The sequence below is a fragment of the Streptomyces olivaceoviridis genome (assembly GCF_014650115.1).
Taxonomy (GTDB): Bacteria; Actinomycetota; Actinomycetes; order Streptomycetales; family Streptomycetaceae; genus Streptomyces; species Streptomyces olivaceoviridis.
In genome coordinates, this window is record NZ_BMUI01000018.1 from 127611 (window position 1) to 148723 (window position 21113).

Annotated in this window: 14 protein-coding genes; 11 read left to right on the plus strand and 3 right to left on the minus strand. The window is 73.2% G+C overall.

Annotation, left to right across the window (positions count from 1 at the left end; genetic code table 11):
• The first annotated feature begins 3 nt into the window (after window positions 1–3).
• The 9 genes from IE273_RS29215 to moeZ all read left to right on the plus strand — a co-directional run bounded on the left by IE273_RS29215 (window position 4) and on the right by moeZ (window position 10274).
• Window positions 4–1086 carry an ABC transporter permease gene (locus IE273_RS29215; protein WP_189818161.1) on the plus strand — a complete coding sequence of 361 codons (1083 nt, stop codon included), beginning with the start codon at window positions 4–6 and terminating at the stop codon, window positions 1084–1086.
• Window positions 1083–2081: an ABC transporter permease gene (locus IE273_RS29220; RefSeq protein ID WP_189818162.1), complete on the plus strand. Its 999-nt coding sequence runs from the start codon at window positions 1083–1085 to the stop codon at window positions 2079–2081. Before IE273_RS29215 ends, IE273_RS29220 begins: the two co-directional genes overlap by 4 nt.
• Window positions 2078–3715, plus strand: coding sequence for a dipeptide ABC transporter ATP-binding protein (locus IE273_RS29225; protein WP_189818163.1), 1638 nt, complete (start codon window positions 2078–2080; stop codon window positions 3713–3715). Before IE273_RS29220 ends, IE273_RS29225 begins: the two co-directional genes overlap by 4 nt.
• Before the next feature lie 213 nt (window positions 3716–3928).
• Window positions 3929–5683, plus strand: a complete 1755-nt coding sequence (locus IE273_RS29230) for a DUF3492 domain-containing protein (protein WP_189818164.1) — start codon at window positions 3929–3931, stop codon at window positions 5681–5683.
• A 128-nt stretch (window positions 5684–5811) separates the two neighbouring features.
• Window positions 5812–7149, plus strand: a complete 1338-nt coding sequence (locus IE273_RS29235) for a hypothetical protein (protein ID WP_229887659.1) — start codon at window positions 5812–5814, stop codon at window positions 7147–7149.
• A 67-nt stretch (window positions 7150–7216) separates the two neighbouring features.
• Window positions 7217–7339, plus strand: coding sequence for a hypothetical protein (locus IE273_RS44755; RefSeq protein ID WP_268252815.1), 123 nt, complete (start codon window positions 7217–7219; stop codon window positions 7337–7339).
• On the plus strand, window positions 7336–8295 hold the full coding sequence (locus IE273_RS29240; protein ID WP_189818166.1) for an NAD-dependent epimerase/dehydratase family protein: 960 nt from the start codon (window positions 7336–7338) through the stop codon (window positions 8293–8295). Before IE273_RS44755 ends, IE273_RS29240 begins: the two co-directional genes overlap by 4 nt.
• Window positions 8283–9032: a spherulation-specific family 4 protein gene (locus IE273_RS29245; protein ID WP_189818167.1), complete on the plus strand. Its 750-nt coding sequence runs from the start codon at window positions 8283–8285 to the stop codon at window positions 9030–9032. Before IE273_RS29240 ends, IE273_RS29245 begins: the two co-directional genes overlap by 13 nt.
• A 63-nt stretch (window positions 9033–9095) precedes the next feature.
• On the plus strand, window positions 9096–10274 hold the full coding sequence (gene moeZ / locus IE273_RS29250; RefSeq protein ID WP_014674845.1) for an adenylyltransferase/sulfurtransferase MoeZ: 1179 nt from the start codon (window positions 9096–9098) through the stop codon (window positions 10272–10274).
• Between the two features lie 65 nt (window positions 10275–10339).
• On the opposite strand, the gene IE273_RS29255 is transcribed toward moeZ, so the two are convergent.
• The 3 genes from IE273_RS29255 to IE273_RS29265 all read right to left on the minus strand — a co-directional run bounded on the left by IE273_RS29255 (window position 10340) and on the right by IE273_RS29265 (window position 16556).
• Window positions 10340–11899 carry an alpha/beta hydrolase gene (locus IE273_RS29255; protein ID WP_189818168.1) on the minus strand — a complete coding sequence of 520 codons (1560 nt, stop codon included), beginning with the start codon at window positions 11897–11899 and terminating at the stop codon, window positions 10340–10342.
• Window positions 11900–12048: 149 nt separating this feature from the next.
• Entirely contained in the window at window positions 12049–13593 is a 1545-nt protein-coding gene (locus tag IE273_RS29260; RefSeq protein ID WP_189818169.1) for an alpha/beta hydrolase, read from the minus strand.
• Window positions 13594–13688: 95 nt separating this feature from the next.
• Window positions 13689–16556 carry a lysylphosphatidylglycerol synthase domain-containing protein gene (locus IE273_RS29265; protein WP_189818171.1) on the minus strand — a complete coding sequence of 956 codons (2868 nt, stop codon included), beginning with the start codon at window positions 16554–16556 and terminating at the stop codon, window positions 13689–13691.
• Between the two features lie 186 nt (window positions 16557–16742).
• Here IE273_RS29265 and IE273_RS29270 point away from each other — a divergent pair, with 186 nt between their 5' ends.
• Window positions 16743–17150 carry an MGMT family protein gene (locus IE273_RS29270; protein ID WP_229887660.1) on the plus strand — a complete coding sequence of 136 codons (408 nt, stop codon included), beginning with the start codon at window positions 16743–16745 and terminating at the stop codon, window positions 17148–17150.
• 257 nt (window positions 17151–17407) lie between these two features.
• Window positions 17408–21055, plus strand: coding sequence for an ATP-dependent helicase (locus tag IE273_RS29275; protein ID WP_373309408.1), 3648 nt, complete (start codon window positions 17408–17410; stop codon window positions 21053–21055).
• Window positions 21056–21113: the final 58 nt, after the last annotated feature.

Sequence of the window (21113 nt, forward strand, 5' to 3'; positions counted from 1 at the left end):
GCCGTGAGCGAGGCACTTGCCGTCGTCGAGACCGCCGGGACGGGCACCCCCGTCCCGGCGGTCTCGGGGGCACGTCAGTTCTGGCGGCGGCTGCGGGCGCAGCGCGCCGCCCTGGTCGCCGCGGCAGTCGTCGCGCTGCTCGTCCTGGTCGCGCTCGCCGCGCCGCTGCTCACCGCGCTGGAGGGCCAGGACCCCACCACCTACCACCCGACCCTGATCGACTCCGCGCGCGGGGGCGTGCCCATCGGCTCCTTCGGTGGCGTCAGCGCCGACCACTGGCTGGGCGTCGAACCGCAGACCGGACGGGACATGTTCGCCCGGCTCGTCTACGGAGCCCGGGTGTCGCTGGGCGTGGCGCTGGCGGCGACGGTGGTCCAGATCGCCATCGGGGTCACGGTCGGCGTGGCCGCCGCGCTCGGCAACCGATGGGTTGATCAACTGTTGAGCCGGGCCACGGACATCATCGTCTCGATGCCCTTGATGATCATGTCGTTGGCACTGCTGGCCATCGTGCCCGCCAGCTTCCCCCGGCCGGTCCTGGTCACCCTGGTGATCGGCCTGATCGCCTGGGGCAGCATCGCGAAGATCGTGCGGGCCCAGACCCTCTCCCTGAAGGGCCTCGACTACGTCTCCGCCGCCCGGCTGAGCGGCTGGGGCACCTGGCGGATCGCGCGCCGCGAACTCCTGCCCGGCCTCGCCGCGCCCGTCATCACGTACGCCGCGCTGCTGGTGCCCGCGAACATCTCCGTCGAGGCGGCGCTGTCCTTCCTCGGCGTCGGCGTCAAGCCGCCCACCCCGTCCTGGGGCCAGATGCTGACCGCCGCGGACGTCTGGTACCAGGCGGCGCCCCAGTACCTGCTGCTGCCGGCCGGCGCCCTGTTCGTCACCGTTCTCGCCCTCACCGTCCTCGGCGACGGCGTGCGCACCGCCCTCGACCCGCGCGCCGCCTCCCGCCTGCGCGTCGGCACCGGCCGCAAGGACACCACCGGGACCGAGAACGCGACCGGGAAGACGCCCGAGAACGCGGCCGACGGCGCGGCCCGCGGGGCGGCCGGGAGCGCGAACGAGAAGGAGGCCTCCGCATGAGCGGCTTCGGTGGATTCCTGCTGCGCCGTGCCGTCGGCGCGGTCGTCACCCTGCTCGCCATCTCGGTGATCGTCTACGTCGTCTTCTACGTCACCCCCGGCAACGTCGCCCAGATCACCTGCGGCCCGCGCTGCTCTCCGGAACAGGTGCACCAGGTCGCCGAGCAGCTCAAGCTGGGCGACCCCCTCTACCTGCGCTACTGGCACTTCCTCCAGGGACTGTTCGTCGGCCAGGACTTCTCCACGGGCACCTCCGTCGAGCACTGCGCCGCGCCCTGCCTGGGGCAGTCGTACCAGACCGACCAGCAGGTCCTGGACATCATCCTGACGAAGCTGCCGGTCAGTGTGTCGCTGGTCCTCGGCGCCATGGTGCTGTGGCTCCTCCTCGGCATCGGCACCGGTGTGCTGTCCGCCTGGCGGCGCGGCCGGGTCTCCGAGCGCGTGCTGACCGCCGTCACCCTCGCGGGCACGGCCACGCCCGTCTTCGTCATCGGCCTCGTGCTGATGATCGTCGTCTGCGGGGAACTGCAACTGCTGCCCTTCCCGCAGTACGTGAACTTCTCGGACGACCCCGAGCAATGGGCGTGGAACCTCCTGCTGCCCTGGTTCTCGCTCGCCCTGATCGAGGCGGCGGCCTTCGCCCGCCTCACCCGCGCGGCCATGCTGGAGACCCTCGCCGAGGACCACATCCGCACCTTCCGCGCGTACGGCGTCGCGGAGCGCTCCGTCGTCGGCCGGCACGCCCTGCGCGGCGCCCTCGCGCCCGTGATCGCGCTGAACGCCAACAACGTGGGCTCCGCGGTCGGCGGCGCCGTCCTCACCGAGACCCTCTTCGGCCTCCCCGGCATCGGCCAGGAGCTGGTGCACGCGGTGAAGGTCGTCGACCTGCCGGTGGTCGTCGGCATGGTCCTGGTGACCGGCTTCTTCGTGGTCCTCGCCAACGCCGTCGCGGACGTCCTGTACGCGGTGGCCGACCGACGGGTGGTACTCGCATGAGCCTGGTGGAAGCGGCGGACACGAGCGTGGACGCGGCGGACGGCAGCCTGGTGGACGTGACGGACCTGACCGTCGAGTTCGGCGCCCTGCGCGCCGTCGACGGGCTCTCCTTCCGTCTGGCGAAGGGCGCCGCCCTGGCCCTGGTCGGCGAGTCCGGCTCCGGCAAGTCCACGGTCGCGGGCGCCCTGCTGGGCCTGCACCGGGGCACCGGAGCCCGGGTCGGCGGCTCGGTGCGGGTGGTCGGCACCGACGTACAGGCGGCCACCGACGAGGAACTGCGCCGGCTGCGCGGCGCCAAGGCCGCCATGGTCTTCCAGGACCCGCTGTCCTCGCTCGACCCGTACTACGCCATCGGCGACCAGATCGCCGAGGTCCACCGCGTCCACACGCGCGTGTCGCGTCGCGCCGCACGCGCGCGTGCCGTCGAGGTGCTGGAGCGGGTGGGGATCCCGGACGCGGCACGGCGGTCCCGGTCCCGGCCGCACGAGTTCAGCGGCGGCATGCGCCAGCGCGCCCTCATCGCCATGGCCCTCGCCTGCGAACCAGACCTGCTCATCGCCGACGAGCCGACCACCGCCCTCGACGTCACCGTCCAGGCACAGATCCTCGACCTGCTGCACGGGCTGCGCGAGGAGACCGGCATGGGCCTGCTGCTCGTGACCCACGACGTGGGTGTGGCCGCCGAGAGCGTGGACGACGTCCTCGTCATGCGGTACGGCCGGGCCGTCGAGCGCGGACAGATCGGCGCGATCCTCGCCGCACCCGCCGAGCCCTACACCCGGGAACTCCTCGACGCCGTCCCGCGCGTGGACGCCCGCCGCACCGGCTCCCCGGCCGGCGACGAGGTCGTGCTGGAGGCCACTGGCGTACGGCGCGAGTTCGGGCGCGGCAAGCGGGCGTTCGCTGCCGTGGACGACGTCTCGGTGACCGTCCGGCGCGGGGAGACCCTCGGCGTGGTCGGCGAGAGCGGCAGCGGCAAGACCACGCTCGGCCGCATGCTCGTCGGGCTGCTGGAGCCGACCGCCGGGGAGATCCGCTACGAAGGTCGCCCGCACACCGGAGTGAACCCGTCCGTCCAGATGGTCTTCCAGGACCCCGTCTCCTCCCTCAACCCGCGCCGCAGCGTGGGCGAGTCCATCGCCGACCCGCTCCGCGCGCGCGGCGAAGGGGACGAGGCACGCATCCGGAGGCGCGTGACCGGACTGCTGGAGCGCGTGGGGCTCGAAGGGGCGCACTACGACCGGTACCCGCACGAGTTCAGCGGCGGACAGCGCCAGCGGATCGGCATCGCGCGGGCGCTCGCCGCGGAGCCGCGCGCCATCGTCTGTGACGAGCCCGTCTCCGCGCTGGACGTCACCACGCAGGCGCAGGTGGTCGCCCTGCTCGGCGAACTCCAGCGGGAGCTCGGTCTCGCGCTGGTGTTCATCGCGCACGACCTCGCCGTCGTCCGCCAGGTCAGCGACCGGGTCGCGGTGATGCGGCGCGGCCGGCTCGTCGAGTACGGGCCCGCCGACGAGGTGTACGACAGCCCGCGCGAGCCGTACACCAAGCAGCTCCTGGCCGCCGTACCCGCGCTCGACCCGGAACTGGCGGCCCGGCGGCGCGCCGCCCGGCGCGAACCGGCAGCGGTGTAGCGCTGCGGCGTCACGTCCACGCTCGCGTGATCACTGTCTGATTCCTTAGCGCGACGGAACGCGACCCGCACGCGAAAGTTACGACCGTTCACCCCTTTTGGTGGTGCGGCGGACAACCGTCCGTCGCACCACCGCCTTGTCCCCTTACGTTCGTCCCGCTGCGAGCCGCCAGGACAACGGCGGCTCCCCAGACGGGAGATCGGGGGTGCACACGTGCGCATAGGACTGGTTACCGAGGGTGGCTATCCCTATGTGGGCGGTGACGCCAGGCTCTGGTGCGACCGGCTCGTGCACGGGCTCGACCAGCACGAGTTCGACGTCTACGCGCTCAGCCGCGGCCGGCACCAGGAGGCCGAGAGCTTGGTTCCGCTCCCACCGCAGGTCGGCCGGGTGCGTACAGCGCCGCTGTGGACGGCCGCGGACGACGGGGTCGTGTACGGGCGACGCGCCCGCCGGCGCTTCGCAGAGTGCTACGGGGAGCTGGTGGCGGCGGTGTCCGCGGGGGCCGGGACTGAGCACACAGGGAGCGCCCGGGCCGGGGTCGGATCCGCGCACGCGTCGGACATCCGGTCGCAGGACGCTCCCGCCGATCTGGCGGACCGTTTCGGCAGCGCCCTGTACGCGCTCGCCGAACTCGCCCGCGAGGAGGGCGGACTCGTCGGAGCCCTGCGTTCCGACGCGGCCGTGCGCACACTGGAAAGCGCCTGCCGTGCCCCTCGCGCGCTGCGCACGGCGCGCGAGGCGCGCGTCCCCGATCTGCTCACCGTCGCCGCGCACCTCGAACGCGCCCTGCGCCCCCTCTCCCTCGACTGGTACGGCGACGACGGTCTCGGCGGGGCCGACCTGTGCCACGCCACCTCGGGCGGCCCGGCCGCCCTCTGCGGCCTCCTCGCCCGGCACTTCTCCGGCGTACCGCTGCTGGTCACCGAATACGGCGTGCACCTCCGTTCGCACTACCTGACCCTCGGCCCCGACGCCGCCCCCCCCGCCGTACGCGCCCTCCTCGGCGCCTTCCACGGCCTCCTCGCCGCCGAGGTCTACCAGGGAGCCGAGATCCTCACCCCGGGCAACGCCCACGCCCGCCGCTGGCAGGAACGGTGCGGCGCCGACCGCACCCGGATCCGCACGGTGTACCCGGGCATGGCGGCCGACCGATTCACGGAGGTCGGCGAGTCCCCGGACCGTGCCGACCCGCGCACCCTGGTCTGGGTGGGGCGCGTGGACCCCGCCAAGGACCTGGTGTCGCTGCTGCACGCCTTCGCGGAGGTACGCAAGGAGGAGCCCGAGGCCCGTCTGCGGATCGTCGGCGCGCCCTCCGGTGCCGAGGGCGAGGCGTACCTGGGGCACTGCCGGGCGCTCGCCGCGCAACTGTTCCCGGACGAGGCGGAGGGCGCGCACGCCGTGGGCGACAACCCCGTCTCCTTCGAGGAGATCGGCGCCCCCGACGCCCCGACGCTGCCCGACGCGTACGCCGCCGGAGCGGTCGTCGTCCTCTCCAGCGTCGTGGAGGGCTTCCCGGTCAGCCTCGTCGAGGCGATGTTCTGCGGCCGGGCCACCGTGTCCACGGACGTGGGCGCGGTGGTGGAGGTCATCGGCGGCACGGGACTGGTCGTGCCCCCGCGCAACCCCAGGGCGTTCGCCGAGGCGTGCGTGGCGCTGCTGCGCGACCCCGAGCGCCGTGAGCGCCTCGGTGCCGCCGCGCGCGCCCGGGCGCTCGAACTGTTCACCGTCGAGCAGAACATCGCGGCATTTCACGGCATTTACCTGGAGATCGTTTCGCATTGCCCGGTCCGCCGGGTGATCCTGGACGACTCCGGTGAACCCCTGCCGTTCGCCGCCCCCGCCGAGTCCCACGTCCCCGGCCACTGGACCGGCCCCACACCCCGCGTCCTTCCCCGCTCCATCCCCACCTGGGCCACGGACACCCCGGTCCGAGCGACCCCGCTGGCGACGGAGGGCGCCCGATGAGCGAGCTGGATGCTCGTCCGACGGAGGGGCCGGTCTCCGGCCCGGCGGGTGAGCCGGGTGGTGCCGACTCAGTCAGTCACGGCGACACACCGGTCCGGACCGAGCCGACCGGAGCGGACCGGCCAGGGATGCCGAGCGGAGCCGATCCGTGGGACACGCGGTCGGGGGAGTTGTTGACGGGCGTGCCCGACGAGCGTTCCGCACAACCCGACGAGCGTTCCGTACAAGCCGTGGTGTCGTCGTGCGTCCCTGATGGGCAGCCCTTTGCATCACCGGCCACCTCCGCCGGGCAGCTCTCCGCGCAAGGCCCAGCCACTCCGCTCGCCCTGGGGGAGGGTGCCCGACCGCGGTGGGCCCCCGCGCCCCGCCGAGGGTCCGTCGACCCGGTGAAATCCCTGCTGTACCGGCACCGCGAACTGTGCGAGCGGGCCGTGGACCCGTTGGAGGTCGCCGCAGGGCTGGAGGCGCACGGGCTCACCGACCGCGCCGCCGCCCGCTTCCGGCACCGTGACGTCTTCTCGCTCGCCGAAGAGCTGTACGCGCGCGTGCCGCCCACCGCCGAGCCACGCCCGGAACCCGAGCCCGTGCCGGTGCCCCGCGTCCGCGCCGGCTGGGCCCTGCTCGCCCTCCTGCCCGGAGTGCTCGGAGCTGCCACGGTGACCGGACTGCGCCTCACCCAGGGACACCCCCGCCAGTCGGTGGCACTCGGCGGCCTCCTCGCCGTCGCCCTCGCCACGCGCGCGGCCCTGCGCAGCGGCCCGCTCGCCGGCCCGCCCGGCACGCGCGCGTGGGGCACCACGGTCGGCACGCGCGCGGGGACGCTCTGGCTGCTCGGGTACGCCCTCCTCGGCGACGGCCTCCTCCACTCCGTCCTGACGGGCGGCCCCGACACCCCGCCCACCATGGCCCCGGACGGCCCCTGGCCCACGGCCAACGCGCCCGTCCTGACCCTCGTGCTGGCCCTCGCCCCGGCGGCCTGGTCCGCCCACCTCCTCACCGCCGGCGCCCGCCGCGGGCTCGCCCGCAGCCGGGACCTGGAGGACTTCACGGCAGCCGCGAGACCCCTGCTGCTCGGCGTGCTCGCCGTGTTCCTGGGCGCCCTCGCCGCACTGCTCGCGCTCTGCGGCACCCTCCTGCACGCGCCCGCGGCCTACCCGCAGGCCCTCACCCTGGGCGCCCTGCTCCTGCTCGCCCGTCTGCTCACCGTGCACCGCCACCGGCACGCCCCCGCCCTCGCGCTGGGCGCCGCCGTGGCCACGGAGGCGGGGGCCCTGGCGCTGCCCCTGGCCGGCCGGCTGCCCGGCTGCGCCTTCCTGGCAGCCCCCGTGGAGACCCTCGTCGGCGCCTGGGGTGAGACCGCCGTACCGGCCCTCGCCTGTGGCACCGCGGCCCTCGCCCTGCTCTGGCACGCCGGCCGCACCCTCACCCAGGCATCGGCCCACGCGCCGACGGGAGCACCCGACTGAACCTTCCGCCACCGGCCCGACGCACCGCCGGAGGCAACCGCATCACCCCCCTGAAGGAGAACACCAGATGACCACCTCCCGACCCGGAGCGTCCGGCACCCCCGGAACCACCGGAGCGCCCGGCACAGCCGAAGGAGCCGTCGAGACGGCCGGTACCACCGGCGCGCACACCCCGGGAGCCGCCCGATGAGGGTCCTGCTGATCGGAGCCAACGGATTCATCGGCCGCTTCGTCGCCGACCGCCTGCTCGCCGACCCGGCCGTCCAGCTCACCGCGCTCGGCCGCGGCGACGACGCCGACGTCCGCTTCGACCTCGCCACCGGCAGCCCGGGCGCGCTCACCCGCTTCCTCGACGCGGTCCACCCCGGAGTCGTCATCAACTGCGCCGGCGCCACGCGCGGGGGCGCCCGCGACCTCACCCGGCACAACACGGTCGCCGTGGCCACCGTCTGCGAGGCCCTGCGCCGCAGCGGCTGCGGCGCCCGCCTCGTGCAGATCGGCTGCGGTTCCGAGTACGGCCCCAGCCAGGCCGGCTCCTCCACGGCAGAGGACGCCGTGCCGCGCCCCGGCGGCCCGTACGGCGTCAGCAAGCTCGCCGCGACCGAACTGGTCCTCGGCTCCGGCCTGGACGCCGTCGTGCTGCGGGTCTTCTCACCGGCCGGCCCCGGCACCCCGGCCGGCTCCCCGCTCGGCCGGCTCGCCGAGGCCATGCGCCGCGCCATGCAGTCCCACGACGGCGAACTCAAGCTCGGCGGCCTCGGCGTCCAGCGCGACTTCGTCGACGTCCGCGATGTGGCCCGGGCCGTGCACGCCGCCTCGCTCTCCGCCGCGCAGGGCGTGATCAACATCGGCTCCGGCCGCGCCGTCCGGCTCAGAGACGCCGCCGCCGTCCTCGCGCGCGTGGCCGGATACGGCGGCGCCCTCCACGAACTGGACGCCCCGCCCGGGCCGCTGCGCAGCGCCATCGGGCACCCCCGCGCCGACGCCGAGCACGCGGTCCCGGTGGCGTACCCGTACCCGGACGGCTGCGGCAGCTGGCAGCAGGCCGATGTGCGCACCGCCCGCGACCGGCTCGGCTGGCGGCCCCGGATCAACCTCGAAGAATCCCTGGCCGACATCTGGATGGAGGCGGCATGCCGCATCTGACCAGCACCGCGGCGGGCGCCACCAGCACGGGCGTCCGCACCGCCCTCGGTATACCCGGCTACGCCCACCCGCTCGTCGCCCCGGCCCAGTGGGCGGAGCTCGCCCGCCCCGGCACCCCGCTGGACTGGGTGGTCCTCGACGTCGCCGCCGGCCCCGGCACCCGCCCCGACCCACACTGCCTGGAAGCCGCGGGCCGGCTCCGCGCCGCCGGCGTCCGCGTCCTCGGTCACCTGGACCTCACCTATGGCGCCCGTGCCTTCGCCGACCTGCTTTCCGACGCCCACCGCCACCTCGACTGGTACGGCGTCGACGGCTTCCTGCTGGACCGCTGCCCCACCGAGCGCACCGCGCTCCCCGAGGTGCGCCGCGCGATCACCACGCTCCGCGCGATCAGTGACACCGCCCACATCGTCCTCGGCCACGGCCGCCACCCGCACCCCGGCTACGCCGAGAACGCCGACCAGCTGGTGACCTTCTCCGGCCCCTGGTCCGACTACCGCTGGTCGCAGGCGGCCGAGTGGACCGCCGACTACCCGCCCGACCGCTTCTGCCACTTCGTGCACGGCGTGCCCCGCGGTCACCTGGACGAGGCACTGCGGATCGCCCGCTGGCAGGGGGCGGGCACGATCTACTTCACGGACCGTACGGACAGGGACGGTCGCGTGGACCCCTGGGAGACCATGCCCGGCTACTGGGACGACATCGTCTCGCGGGTCGGAACAGGTGTCTCGGAATGAAGAAGGCCGTGGCAGTGTTACGAGGAGAACAACTGTAGTGATCGACCGACCAACGGAGTCCCCGTGTCGCTGCCACCCCTGGTCGAGCCAGCTCCTGAGCTCACCGTAGACGAGGTCCGCAGGTACTCCCGCCACCTGATCATCCCCGACGTGGGCATGGACGGGCAGAAGCGGCTGAAGAACGCCAAGGTGCTCTGTGTGGGCGCAGGCGGCCTGGGCTCGCCGGCGCTGATGTACCTGGCCGCCGCGGGCGTGGGCACCCTTGGCATCGTGGAGTTCGACGAGGTCGACGAGTCGAACCTGCAGCGCCAGATCATCCACAGCCAGTCCGACATCGGCCGTTCCAAGGCCGAGTCCGCGCGCGACAGCGTCAAGGGCATCAACCCGTACGTGAACGTGATCCTTCACGAGGAGCGGCTCGAAGCCGACAACGTGATGGATATCTTCAGCCAGTACGACCTGATCGTCGACGGCACCGACAACTTCGCGACCCGCTACCTGGTCAACGACGCGTGCGTGCTGCTCAACAAGCCGTACGTGTGGGGCTCGATCTACCGCTTCGACGGCCAGGCCTCGGTGTTCTGGTCCGAGCACGGCCCCTGCTACCGCTGCCTCTACCCGGAGCCCCCGCCCCCCGGCATGGTCCCCTCCTGCGCCGAGGGCGGCGTCCTGGGCGTGCTGTGCGCGTCCATCGGCTCCATCCAGGTCACCGAGGCGATCAAGGTCCTCACCGGCACCGGCGAGCCGCTGGTCGGCCGACTGATGATCTACGACGCCCTGGAGATGCAGTACCGCCAGGTCAAGGTCCGCAAGGACCCCGACTGCGCGGTCTGCGGCGAGAACCCGACGGTCACCGAGCTCATCGACTACGAGGCCTTCTGCGGCGTTGTCTCCGAGGAGGCCCAGGCGGCGGCGGCCGACTCCACGATCACTCCGAAGCAGCTCAAGGAGTGGATCGACGACGGCGAGAACATCGAGATCATCGACGTCCGCGAGCAGAACGAGTACGAGATCGTCTCCATCCCGGGCGCCAAGCTGATCCCCAAGAACGAGTTCCTCATGGGCACCGCCCTGGAGAGCCTCCCGCAGGACAAGAAGATCGTCCTGCACTGCAAGACGGGTGTCCGCAGTGCGGAAGTCCTCGCGGTGCTGAAGTCCGCGGGCTTCTCCGACGCGGTCCACGTCGGCGGCGGCGTCATCGGCTGGGTCAACCAGATCGAGCCGGAGAAGCCGGTCTACTGAGCCGGTGACCCGGTGTGCGTGGCGGGGGCTTCGGGTGCGTACGGCGCCCGAAGTCCCCGTTCGCGTCAGGAGCAGACCTTGCCGTCCTTCGGCACCGTTCCGTTCAGCAGGTAGGCGTCCACCGTCGAGTCGACGCAGTCGCTCCCATTGCCGTACGCCCCATGTCCCTCGCCCTTCCAGGTGAGTTCGACGCCCACGCCCCGGCCCAGTTCGTCGGCCATCCTGCGGGCGCCCTCGTACGGGGTGGCCGGGTCGCCGGTGTTGCCGACCAGCAGGACCGGCGCCGCGCCCGGTGCGCTGACCTCCGGGGTGTCGTACTGGCCCGGCACCGGCCAGTCGTGGCACCAGCCCGCCGTGTCCCAGCCGAGGAAGTCCCCGAACACCGGCGATATCCGCTGGAACTCCGCCAGTCGCCGCTTCGTCTCGGCGAGCGTGGGCCGCTGTTTGTCGTCCAGGCACGATATGACCCGCTGGGAGTGGGTCGTCGTGCCGTAGCGGCCCGAGGCGTCCCGGTCGTTGTACTCGTCGGCGAGCGCCAGAAGCCCCGAACCGTCGCCCCGCTGCGCCGACTTGAGGGCGTCGGTCAGGCGCGGCCACAGCGACTCGCTGTACAGCGGCAGGATGATCCCGGTGACCGCGAGCGTCTGGGTGAGCTTCCGGCCGGATGACGTCGGCAGCGGTTCGGCGTCGATCCGTGTCAGCAGGCCGGCCACTTTCCGGGAGCCCTGTTCGGGGTCCTGGCCGGTGGACTTCAGGTAGTCGTCCAGGGCCCGCTGGAAGCCGCGTGCCTGGTTCTCGGCGTGGCCCACCGTGTCCGCGGTCGGGTCGACCACCGCGTCGAGGACCAGTCTGCCCACCCGCTTCGGGAACAGGTGGGCGTAGACACCGCCGAGTTCGGTGCCGTAGGAGATGCCGAAGTAGTGCAGCTTGTCGTCGCCGAGGACCTGGCGCATCAGGTCCATGTCGCGGGCGGTGTCGGTGGTGGACACATGGGCCAGCAGCGGGCCGGCGGCCTTCTGGCAGCCCTTGCCGAAGTCGGTGGCGTCCTGGAGGTACGCCTTCTCCTCGGCCGGGGTGTCCGGTGTGGCGTCCACGGACTCGGCGGCCTGGATCTCCCGGTCGCCGCGGCAGCGGACACCCCCGCTCGCGCCGACGCCTCGGGGATCCCAGCTCACCAGGTCGTAGCGCTCGTGGAGGGACGAGACGGAGGCTTCGAAGTACGGCATCGTCGACACGCCCGAGCCGCCCGGGCCGCCGAAGTTGAACAGCAGCGAGCCGATGCGGTCACCCCCGGTCGCCCGCGCGCGGACGAGGGCGAGCCCGATCGTCCTGCCGTCCGGCCGGGACCAGTCCAGCGGCACCTTGAGCGTCGCGCACCGCCAGGCGTCGCCCGGTGGGGACGAGGTCCCGGTGGCCTCGCAGCGGTGCCAGTCGAGGCGCTGGGAGGCGAGGGAGGCCGGAAGGCCGGCCGGCGTCGACGCGGTCGTGGAGCGTGACGCCGACGGGGGAGCCGAGCCCGTTCCCTTGCCCTCGTCCCTGCTCCCGCCCCCGTCGGACGAGCCCCCGCATCCGGCCAGCAGCAGCCCCGCCGCCAGCGCGGCCGTCCACCGCAGGAATCGCATCATGCGCACCCCCCTGACAGGCCCGCCGCATCGTGCCGCGCCGGGCGTTCAGGCCATCGTAGGCGTCCCGGGCTCGGCCTGCGGGGACCTGTGGATAACCCTCTGACCTGCGGTTTCGCCTACTTTGAGGTGCTGCTGTTGTCGGGGGTCGGTCAGGCGCAGACCGTGTTGGCCTTCGGTGGCCTGCCGTCCAGCAGGTAGCCGTTCACCGCGTTCTGCACGCACTTGTTCTTGCTGTCGTACGCGCCGTGCCCCTGGCCCTTGTACGTCAGCTCGATGCCGACTCCCTTGCCGAGTGCCTTCACCATCTTCCGCGCGCCCTCGTACGGGGTGGCCGGGTCGCCGGTGTTGCCGACGACGAGGATGGGCGCCGCCCCCGGGGCGCTGACGTCGGGGTGGTCGGCCGCGCCCGGCACCGCCCAGTCCGTGCAGCTGACCATGCCCCAGGCCAGGAAGTCGCCGAACAGCGGGGAGGCGGCGCGGAACTCGGGCAGCTTCCGCTGGACGTAGTCCGCGGTGTACCGGGGCTTCTCGTCGGAGCAGTTGATGGCGGTGTTCGCCGCGGTGAGGTTGCTGTACTCGCCGTTCTCGTTGCGACCGTTCATCGAGTCGGAGAGCAGCATGAGGATCTTGCCGTCGCCGTCGTAGGCCTGCTCAAGGCCCTCGGTGAGGTACTCCCAGAAGTCCTTCGAGTACAGGGACTGCGCGATGCCGTTGGTGGCGGCGGTCTGCGTCAGCTGGCGCGGGAAGATGCCCGGGATCGGCTTCTTCTCCAGGTCGGCGAGGAGATGCGCGATGCGGTCCTTCACCTCCTGCTCGGTGCTGCCGATCGGGCACTCCTCGGCCTTCGAGGTGCAGTCCCTGGCGAAGTTGTCGAGCGCGAGCTGGAAGCCCCTGGCCTGTCCGAGAGCGCCCTCCTCCGGGGTCTGCGTGGGGTCCACGACCGCGTCCAGAACGGCCCGGCCGACGTGCTTCGGGAACAGGTGGGCGTAGACACCGCCGAGTTCGGTGCCGTAGGAGATGCCGAAGTAGTGCAGCTTGTCGTCGCCGAGGACCTGGCGCATCAGGTCCATGTCGCGGGCCGCGTCCGTGGTGCGCACATGCGGCAGGATCTTCTTGGAGTTCTTCTCACAGGCCGCGTTGAACTGCTTGGTGCGGTCCAGGAGCTGGACCTGCTCGGCGTGGTCGTCCGGGGTCGCGTCCTGCTGGAAGTACTCGTCCAGCTGGGCGTCGCTCTCGCACTCCACCGGTGCGCTGCGGCCGACTCCGCGCGGGTCGAAGCTGACCAGGTCGTAGCGGGTGCGCAGGGCCGCGTAGTCCGCGCCGAACGCGGGCAGCGTGGTCACACCGCTGCCGCCCGGGCCGCCGAAGTTGAACACGAGCGAGCCGATCCGCCTGCTCGCGGGCCCGCTGGCCTGGGCGCGGATCAGGGCGATGCCGATGGTGTCGCCCTTCGGCCTGCTCCAGTCCAGCGGCGCCTTCATGGTCGCGCACTGCCACTCCCCGCCGTTGGGCAGCGGCGAGGGAGGGCTGCCGCCGCCTTCCGCCTCGGAGGGGGCCGGGCAGGACTTCCAGTCCAGCTTCTGCGCCGTGAGATCCCCGTCCCTGCCGCCGTCGCCGCATCCGGCCAGTACAGCGGAGAGCAGCACAGCGGTGGTGGTCAGCGCGGCGGCGCGCAGCCGGAACGGGTTCGCCATACTCCCATCGTGGGGGCGCGCACGCCGGGGCGCGCGGGACGCGGGCCGTAAGAGGTACACACCGGCGAGGCCGGGACCGCACCGGGCAGGTCCGCTTACAGGGCTCCCTTGCGGCTGAGGTGGTTGAAGGCCAGCCAGCCCGGCAGCACCGGCAGCCACAAGGTCAGCAGCCGGAACAGCAGGACGGCCGGCGCGGCGACCTCCTTGGGCAGGCCCACGGCGATCAGGCCGACGGTGAGGGTCGCCTCGACCGCGCCCACACCGCCGGGGGTGGGCGCCGCGGAGCCGAGCGCGTTGCCGGCGAGGAAGACGACGGCGACGCTGGCGATGCTCAACGACACCGATCCGTCGCCGAAGGCCCGGATGGAGGCGTCCAGGCACATCACGAAGCAGGCGGTCAGCAGCAGCATGCCGCCGATGCCGGTGATGAGCTTCTGGGGCCGTTGCAGCACGTCGAGCATCCGCGGCACGACACCGGCGAACAGCGACCTCACGCGCGTGACGACGAATTTCCGCAGGAACGGCACCGAGGTGACCACGAGGACCAGGACGGCCACGGTCAGCAGACCCGCGATGACCGTGCGGGACGGCGACAGCGACGGTGTCTTCTCGGTGCCGGTCAGATAGCCGAAGGACAGCAGCATCAGGATGTGACAGCCGAGCCCGAACAGTTGCGAGGCGCCCACGCTCGCCACCGCCAGCCCCGGACGTACGCCGGCGCGCTGGAGGAAGCGCGTGTTGAGGGCCACACCGCCGACCGCGGCCGGCGCCACGATCTTCACGAACGACCCGGCGACCTGCGCCGCCACGGTCCGCGGGAACGGCACCCGCTCCGGTACGAAGCCCAGCAGGGCCATCGCGGCGGCGACGTAGCTCAGCGCGGAGAACAGCACCGCGGCGACCACCCAGCCCCACTGGGCCCGCGCGAACAGCGTGCCGAACTCGATGTGGGTGAGCTGCGTCAGCAGGTAGTACGCGCCGATCGCACCGGCGATGAAGCTGATCAGGGTGCGTGGCCGGACCCGCTCCAGGCGGGCCGGCTCCACGGGAGCCTGGGGCCTGATCCGCAGCACCTGGTGCCGGATCTGGGTGAGCAGATCCTCCTCGCGGGCCTCTTCGAGGGCTTCGTCGATGGCCCGCTTCTCCGCGCGCTGCTCGGCGCGGACCGCCTTCTTGTCGAGCTTTTCGAGCCCGGGAGGGGCCGTCTCGGACGCCTCCTCCGCACGGGCCAGCTTGGCCTGCCGGGAGGCTTCGAGCACCGCTTCCCGTTCGCGCTGGGCCCGCTCCCTGGCCAGTCGGCGCAGCGTCGCGCGCGTGGAGCGCGTCAGCGCGATCGGCTGGAGCATCGGCAGGCAGTCGGCGACCGCGTCCGGGCCGAGGACCTTGACTGCCGAGGTCACCGCCCGTTCGGCACCCACCCGTAGGCCGAGCGTGGTGACCAGCTGGGCGATGTCCATGCGCAGCAGCAGATCGCCGGCCGCGATCTCCCCACCGCGCAGTTCGGTGAGGATCACCCTGCCGGAACGATCCACCAGGATCGCGTCTCCGGCCAGCCTGCGGTGCGCGATGCGCCGGGACTGCAGGGCCCGCACCTGGTGCCAGGTGTTGCGCAGCAGTTCGTCGGTGATGTCCTCGTCGGCCAGCGAGTCCAGGGTGCGCCCGCCGGTGTGCTCGTAGACGAGCATGACCGCGTCCGGGCCGAGTTCGGAGGTGGCGATGAGCTTGGGCGCGTTGGCGCCCGCCGCGATCGCCGCGTACGCCAGCAGCGCCTCCTGCTCCAGTGCCTGGCGCAGCGACTGGAGGCTGGAGCGGGTCGCGAAGCCGCGCAGGGTGAGATTGCGCCAGGCGCGGTAGAAGAAGCCCTGGGCCTGCTGTTCCCGGTCGACGACCGTGACGTCCAGCGGCGGGCCGTCCTCCAGGGAGACGAAGTAGCGCCGGCCCCGGTCGCCGTTCTCCGTCTCCACCGCTTCCTCGCGGGCCGCGCCGACGGGATGGAAGCCGACGTGCCTCAGGCCCGCCATCAGCGTGTGGCCGGTCGGGCGGACATTGGGGGAGCCGACCGCGTACAGGGTGCCGTAGGCGATGGTCCAGCCGATCAGCACGGTCAGGATGATCGAGAAGGGGGTCGTGTAGCCGGTGACCAGCATCGAGAACGCGTCGAGCAGCAGCACGATCCACAGCACCGCGCGCCATCTGGGTCTGCGGGACATGCCGACGGCCGTCATGTAGGCGATCACGGGGGCCAGATAGCCGTGCACCGGGTCGGTCAGGGCGTGGATGTCGCCCGGGGAGGGCTGGGTGAGCGCCTCCTGGATCGAGTCCGGGGCGGCGCGGGCGACCCACAGGTCGGTGGCGAGCGTCACTCCGTGCGCCAGGACGGCCGCGAGGACGCCGTCGGCGATGCGCAGCCCGTCCCGTTTGATCAGCCGTTCGATCGCGAACGCGACCGGCACCAGCAGGATCGCGATGCTGGACGCCAGCCCCGCGATCTTGATCAGCAGGTCCGGGGCCTGCCCGGTGCCCTTGTTGATGTCCTGTTCGAGGCCCGAGGTGGTGCCGTGCGCGAACGCGGCGATCGCGAGGAGCACCACGATGCCGAGCAGGCCGACCAGGAGCCGCATCAGGTCGGAGGGGCGGTGCACGCGCGCGGGGAGCAGTGGTTCGTCGCGCTCCACCTGCTCGGCGTGGGGGTCGTCGCCGGAGCCCGGACGGTGGTCCGAGGGCGTGGTCCCGGGGACGTGCGCCGCCTCGGGGACGGGCGGCCCCCCGGCGGCGTCCGCTCCACCGTCGCCACGCGCGCGCGTGCCGTCGTCCCTGTGCTGACCAGCGTCTTCCTGGTGGTGCCGGCCGGTGTCTTCCTGCTGCGCGCCGGTGCCGCCGTCGTCCGCGCGGGCGGGGTCGGGGCGCGCGGAGGCGTCAGGGGTGCCCGCCGCTCCTTCGGGGTGCACGCCCTGCTCCTTCATGGTCTCTTCGTGGTCTCGTATCACCAGTCACCGCCCGCACGATGGTGGCATGCCCCACCGACACTCACGGGCATCAGGGTGCGGATGCGCGGGCGCACAGTCTGCCCCAAGGACCGCGCGGGGGCGAGAGGACCGTTCCCCACGGTCCCCGCCGGAACGTCGGTGGGGTGCGGCAGGATGGGGTGGATGAGCGAGCAGAGTCCTCCCGAAGACGCCCGCGCGGAGTACGCGGACGCGCTGCCGGGGTACGCGGACGCGCTGCCGGAGTACGCCGAGCGGGTCCTGGACGTCGCCGAGCGGATTCCGCCGGGCCGGGTCATGACCTATGGCGATGTCGCGGAGTGGCTGGAGGAGGGCGGGCCGCGCCAGGTCGGCCGGGTGATGGCCCTCTACGGCGGCACGGTCCCGTGGTGGCGTGTCGTACGTGCCGACGGCGTGCTGCTGCCCGGACACGAGCTGCGCGCGCTCGCCCACTACCGTACGGAGGGCACCCCGCTGAAGCAGGCGGGCAGCAGCACCGAGGGCCATCTGCCGCGGCTCGACATGCGTCGGGCCCGATGGGACGGCGGCGCGGGTGCGGAGGGTCACACCTGACAGCTTCCGCCATCGGATGTCGCCGCGGGGGGCCTGTGGCCCGTTCGAGGGACATGGGGGACGTCCGTGGCATGCCGTACGTTCGTGAGATGTGGGACACGCGTGACCCGAGCGCCGCGAGGGAAGAAGCGGAAGCTCTGCTTCCATCCGGAGCGGCGGCGTAGCGTCGGCAGCACGTGTCCCCCTCATCCCGCGGCCACCGCCTCGCGCGCGTGACCGCCTGCCCGCCAGCACGACCACCAGGACCGGCACATCACGTGAGCTCCTCTTCCTCCACCAGGCGCCCGCCGCACCCACCGGTGCGGCAGGGGAGCCGTGGCGCTTACCGATTGGTCCGTACCCCTCCGGCCGTCGTGGACCCCCCTCGTCTGGACGCGGCACAGCGTGCCGTGGTTGACCACCGGACCGGACCACTCCTCGTCCTTGCCGGTCCCGGCACCGGCAAGACCACCACGCTGGTCGAGTCCGTGGCCGCCCGGATCGCCCGGGGCGGCGACCCCGAGCGCATCCTGGTGCTCACGTTCAGCCGCAAGGCCGCCGTCGACCTGCGTGACCGCATGGCTCTGCGCATGGGCGCCGCCCGCGCCCCCAGGGCGACCACCTTCCATTCGTACTGCTACGCGCTGGTCCGCGCCCACCAGGACAGCGGCCGGTTCACCGAGCCGCTGCGCCTGCTCTCCGGCCCGGAGCAGGACGTCACCGTCCGGGAGCTGCTCGCCGGCCAGCCGGAGCTGGAGCGGCTCGGCCTGACCCACGTGCGCTGGCCGGACGAACTGCGCGCCTGCCTGACCACGCGTGGCTTCGCCGACGAGGTCCGAGCCGTCCTCGCCCGCAGCCGGGAGCTGGGCCTCGGCCCGGAGGCCCTGGACGCCTTCGCCCGCCGCATCGGCCGCCCCGACTGGCGGGCGGCGGCCGCGTTCCTCGCCGAGTACCTCGACACCCTCGACCTCCAGGGCGTGCTGGACTACGCGGAACTGGTCCACCGCGCGGTCCTGTTCGCCCGCCGCCCGGAGACCGCCGCAGGGCTGGCGGCCCAGTACGACGCCGTGTACGTCGACGAGTACCAGGACACCGACCCCGCCCAGGTCCGGCTGCTGCACGCCCTAGCGGGCGGGGGGCGCACCCTGGTCGCCTTCGGCGACCCCGACCAGTCGATCTACGCCTTCCGGGGTGCCGACGTGAACGGCATCCTCGACTTCCCGGCCGCCTTCCGGCGCGCGGACGGCCGTCCCGCCCCCGTCGCGGTGCTGCGGACCTCGCGCCGCTCGGGCGCCGCCCTGCTGGCCGCGACCCGCCTGATCACCCAGCGCATGCCACTGTCCCGGCTGCCCGCCGAGAAGGTCCGCGCCCACCGGGAGCCGGCCGCCGTACGGGACGGCGGCCGGGTCGAGGTCCACACGTACCCGACGCCCGGCGCGGAAGTGGACAACATCGCGGACGTCCTGCGCCGCGCGCACCTGGAGGACGGCGTCCCTTGGAGCGACATGGCCGTCCTGGTACGCGCGGGCTCTCGTCTCCCGACCCTCCGCCGGGCCCTCACCGCGGCCGGCGTCCCCCTGGACATCGACGGTGACGAACTGCCCCTGCGGCACGAGCCCGCGGTCGCACCCCTGCTCACGGCCCTCCGCGCGGTGGCCACGGCGGAGGCACGACACCGCGACGAGGAGTCGGCCGGGAGTCCGGAGAAGCGCGAACCGGCTGGTGAAGGAGCCGGCGGGGCAGGTACGGAAGCCGTCTCAGGGCGCACTGAAGCCGGTGCGGCAGCTAGGGAAGCCGTCGGAGAGCGCACTGAAGCCGGTGCGGCAGCTACGGAAGCCGTCGGAGAGCGCACCGAAGTGGGCGGGGAAGGCACGGAAGCCGCCGGGGTACGCACTCATGCCGTCGGAGAACGCACCGAAGCCGACGCGGCACGCACGGAAGCCGCCAGGGCAGGCACCGAATCCGGCGGGGAAGGCACCGATGCTGCCGGTGGACCCGGCCTTGCCGCTGAAGAAGGCGCCGAAGCCCCCGCGGAACCGGCTCCGGACGCCTCCTGGCTGGACACCGAGACCGCTCTCACCCTGCTCACCTCACCGCTCGCCGGCATGGACGCCGCCGACCTGCGCCGCCTCGGGCGTGCCCTGCGCGAGGAGGAACGGACCGCCGGGAATCCCCTGCCGCCCCCGTCCGACGAGCTCCTCGCGCGGGCACTCGCCGAACCGGAGCGCCTGGCCGTGCACGACCCGGCGTACGCGCGCGGGGCGCAGCGGCTCGGAGCGCTGCTCCGCAAGGCACGTGAGCGCCTCGCCGGCGGCGGTACGGCCGAGGAGGCACTGTGGGACCTGTGGCAGGGCACACCGTGGCCCGGGCGCCTGGAGCGGGCCGCCCGGCGCGGTGGCGCGGCCGGCCGGAACGCCGACCGGGACCTGGACGCCGTGTGCGCGCTGTTCGCCACGGCCGCGCGCGCGGAGGAGCGCTTCGGAGGCCGAGGCGCCCTGAACTTCCTGGAGCAGATCGAGGCCGAGGACATAGCCGCCGACACGCTCGCCCGCCGCGCGGTACGCCCGGACGCCGTCCGCGTGATGACCGCGCACCGCGCCAAGGGCCTGGAGTGGCGGCTGGTCGTCGTCGCCGGTGTCCAGGAGGGACTCTGGCCCGACCTGCGGCGCCGCGGCTCGCTGCTGGAGGCCGACCGCATCGGCCGCGACGGACTCGCCGAGCCGCTCACGCCGGGCGCGCTGCTCGCCGAGGAGCGCCGCCTGTTCTACGTCGCCGCCACGCGCGCGCGTGACTGCCTCGTCGTCACCGCGGTGAAGGCACCGGCCGACGACGGTGACCAGCCGTCCCGGTTCCTCACCGAACTGGGCGTTGAGCCGAGGGACGTCGCCGGGCGCCCGCGCCGGCCGCTGTCCGTCGCCGCGCTCGTCGCCGAACTGCGCGCGACCACGGTCGACCCGCGCGTGTCGGCCGCGCTGCGGGAGGCCGCCGCCCGCCGGCTGGCCCGGCTCGCCGCGCTCGCCGACGAGGACGGCCGCCCGCTGGCGCCGTCCGCGCACCCCTACCGCTGGTGGGGCATGTTCGATCCGACCGAGAGCAAGGTGCCGCTGCGCCACCGGGACCAGCCCGTGGTGCTCTCCGGCAGCGCCCTCGACCAGCTGGCCAACACCTGCGCGTTGCAGTGGTTCCTGGGCCGCGAGGTGAAGGCGGACGCCCCCGCCACCACCGCGCAGGGCTTCGGCAACGTCGTCCACGTCCTCGCCGACGAGGTCGCCTCCGGCCGCACCCCCGCCGACCTCGACGTCCTCATGGAACGCCTGGACTCCGTGTGGAACGCGCTGGCCTTCGACGCGCCGTGGAAGTCGCGGCAGGAGAAGGACAACGCGCGCGTGGCGCTCGAACGCTTCCTGAACTGGCACGTGCTGGCCCGGGCGGGCCGGACCCCGGTGGCGAGCGAGCACGACTTCGACGTCACCCTCGAAGCGGGCGACTACCAGGTCCGCGTCCGTGGCCAGATGGACCGCGTGGAGACGGACGCCGAGGGCCGTGCCTACGTGGTCGACTTCAAGACGGGCAAGCAGGCGCCCACCGCGGGCGAGGTGGAGCGCCACCCCCAGCTCGCCGTCTACCAGCTCGCCGTCCGCGAAGGCGCCGTCGACACGGCCTTCGACGGCGTACGCCCCGAGCCGGGCGGCGCGGAGCTGGTCCACCTCAGACAGGGCGCCGCCAAGCGGGACGGGGGCGACAGCCTGCCCAAGGTGCAGACCCAGGAGCCGTTGACGGGGGAGTGGGTCGGCGAGCTGCTGGCCACCGCCGCCGGAAAGGTCCTCGACGAGCGGTTCACGCCGAGCGCCGGCCAGCACTGCGCGCACTGCGCGTTCCGGGCGTCGTGCAGTGCGCGCCCGGAGGGGCGGCATGTGGTCGAGTGACGTGACCGCGACATGGGTGACGTACGGCACCACAAGGGCTGACCTGCGCTTCTTCCGC

Coding starts and splice junctions, on each gene's coding strand:
- IE273_RS29220 (WP_189818162.1), top strand. CDS start 1,083: ATGAGCGGCTTCGGTGGATTCCTGCTGCGCCGTGCCGTCGGCGCGGTC.
- IE273_RS29225 (WP_189818163.1), top strand. CDS start 2,078: ATGAGCCTGGTGGAAGCGGCGGACACGAGCGTGGACGCGGCGGACGGC.
- IE273_RS29235 (WP_229887659.1), top strand. CDS start 5,812: ATGCCGAGCGGAGCCGATCCGTGGGACACGCGGTCGGGGGAGTTGTTG.
- IE273_RS44755 (WP_268252815.1), top strand. CDS start 7,217: ATGACCACCTCCCGACCCGGAGCGTCCGGCACCCCCGGAACCACCGGA.
- IE273_RS29240 (WP_189818166.1), top strand. CDS start 7,336: ATGAGGGTCCTGCTGATCGGAGCCAACGGATTCATCGGCCGCTTCGTC.
- IE273_RS29245 (WP_189818167.1), top strand. CDS start 8,283: ATGCCGCATCTGACCAGCACCGCGGCGGGCGCCACCAGCACGGGCGTC.
- IE273_RS29255 (WP_189818168.1), bottom strand. CDS start 11,899: ATGATGCGATTCCTGCGGTGGACGGCCGCGCTGGCGGCGGGGCTGCTG.
- IE273_RS29260 (WP_189818169.1), bottom strand. CDS start 13,593: ATGGCGAACCCGTTCCGGCTGCGCGCCGCCGCGCTGACCACCACCGCT.
- IE273_RS29265 (WP_189818171.1), bottom strand. CDS start 16,556: ATGAAGGAGCAGGGCGTGCACCCCGAAGGAGCGGCGGGCACCCCTGAC.
- IE273_RS29270 (WP_229887660.1), top strand. CDS start 16,743: ATGAGCGAGCAGAGTCCTCCCGAAGACGCCCGCGCGGAGTACGCGGAC.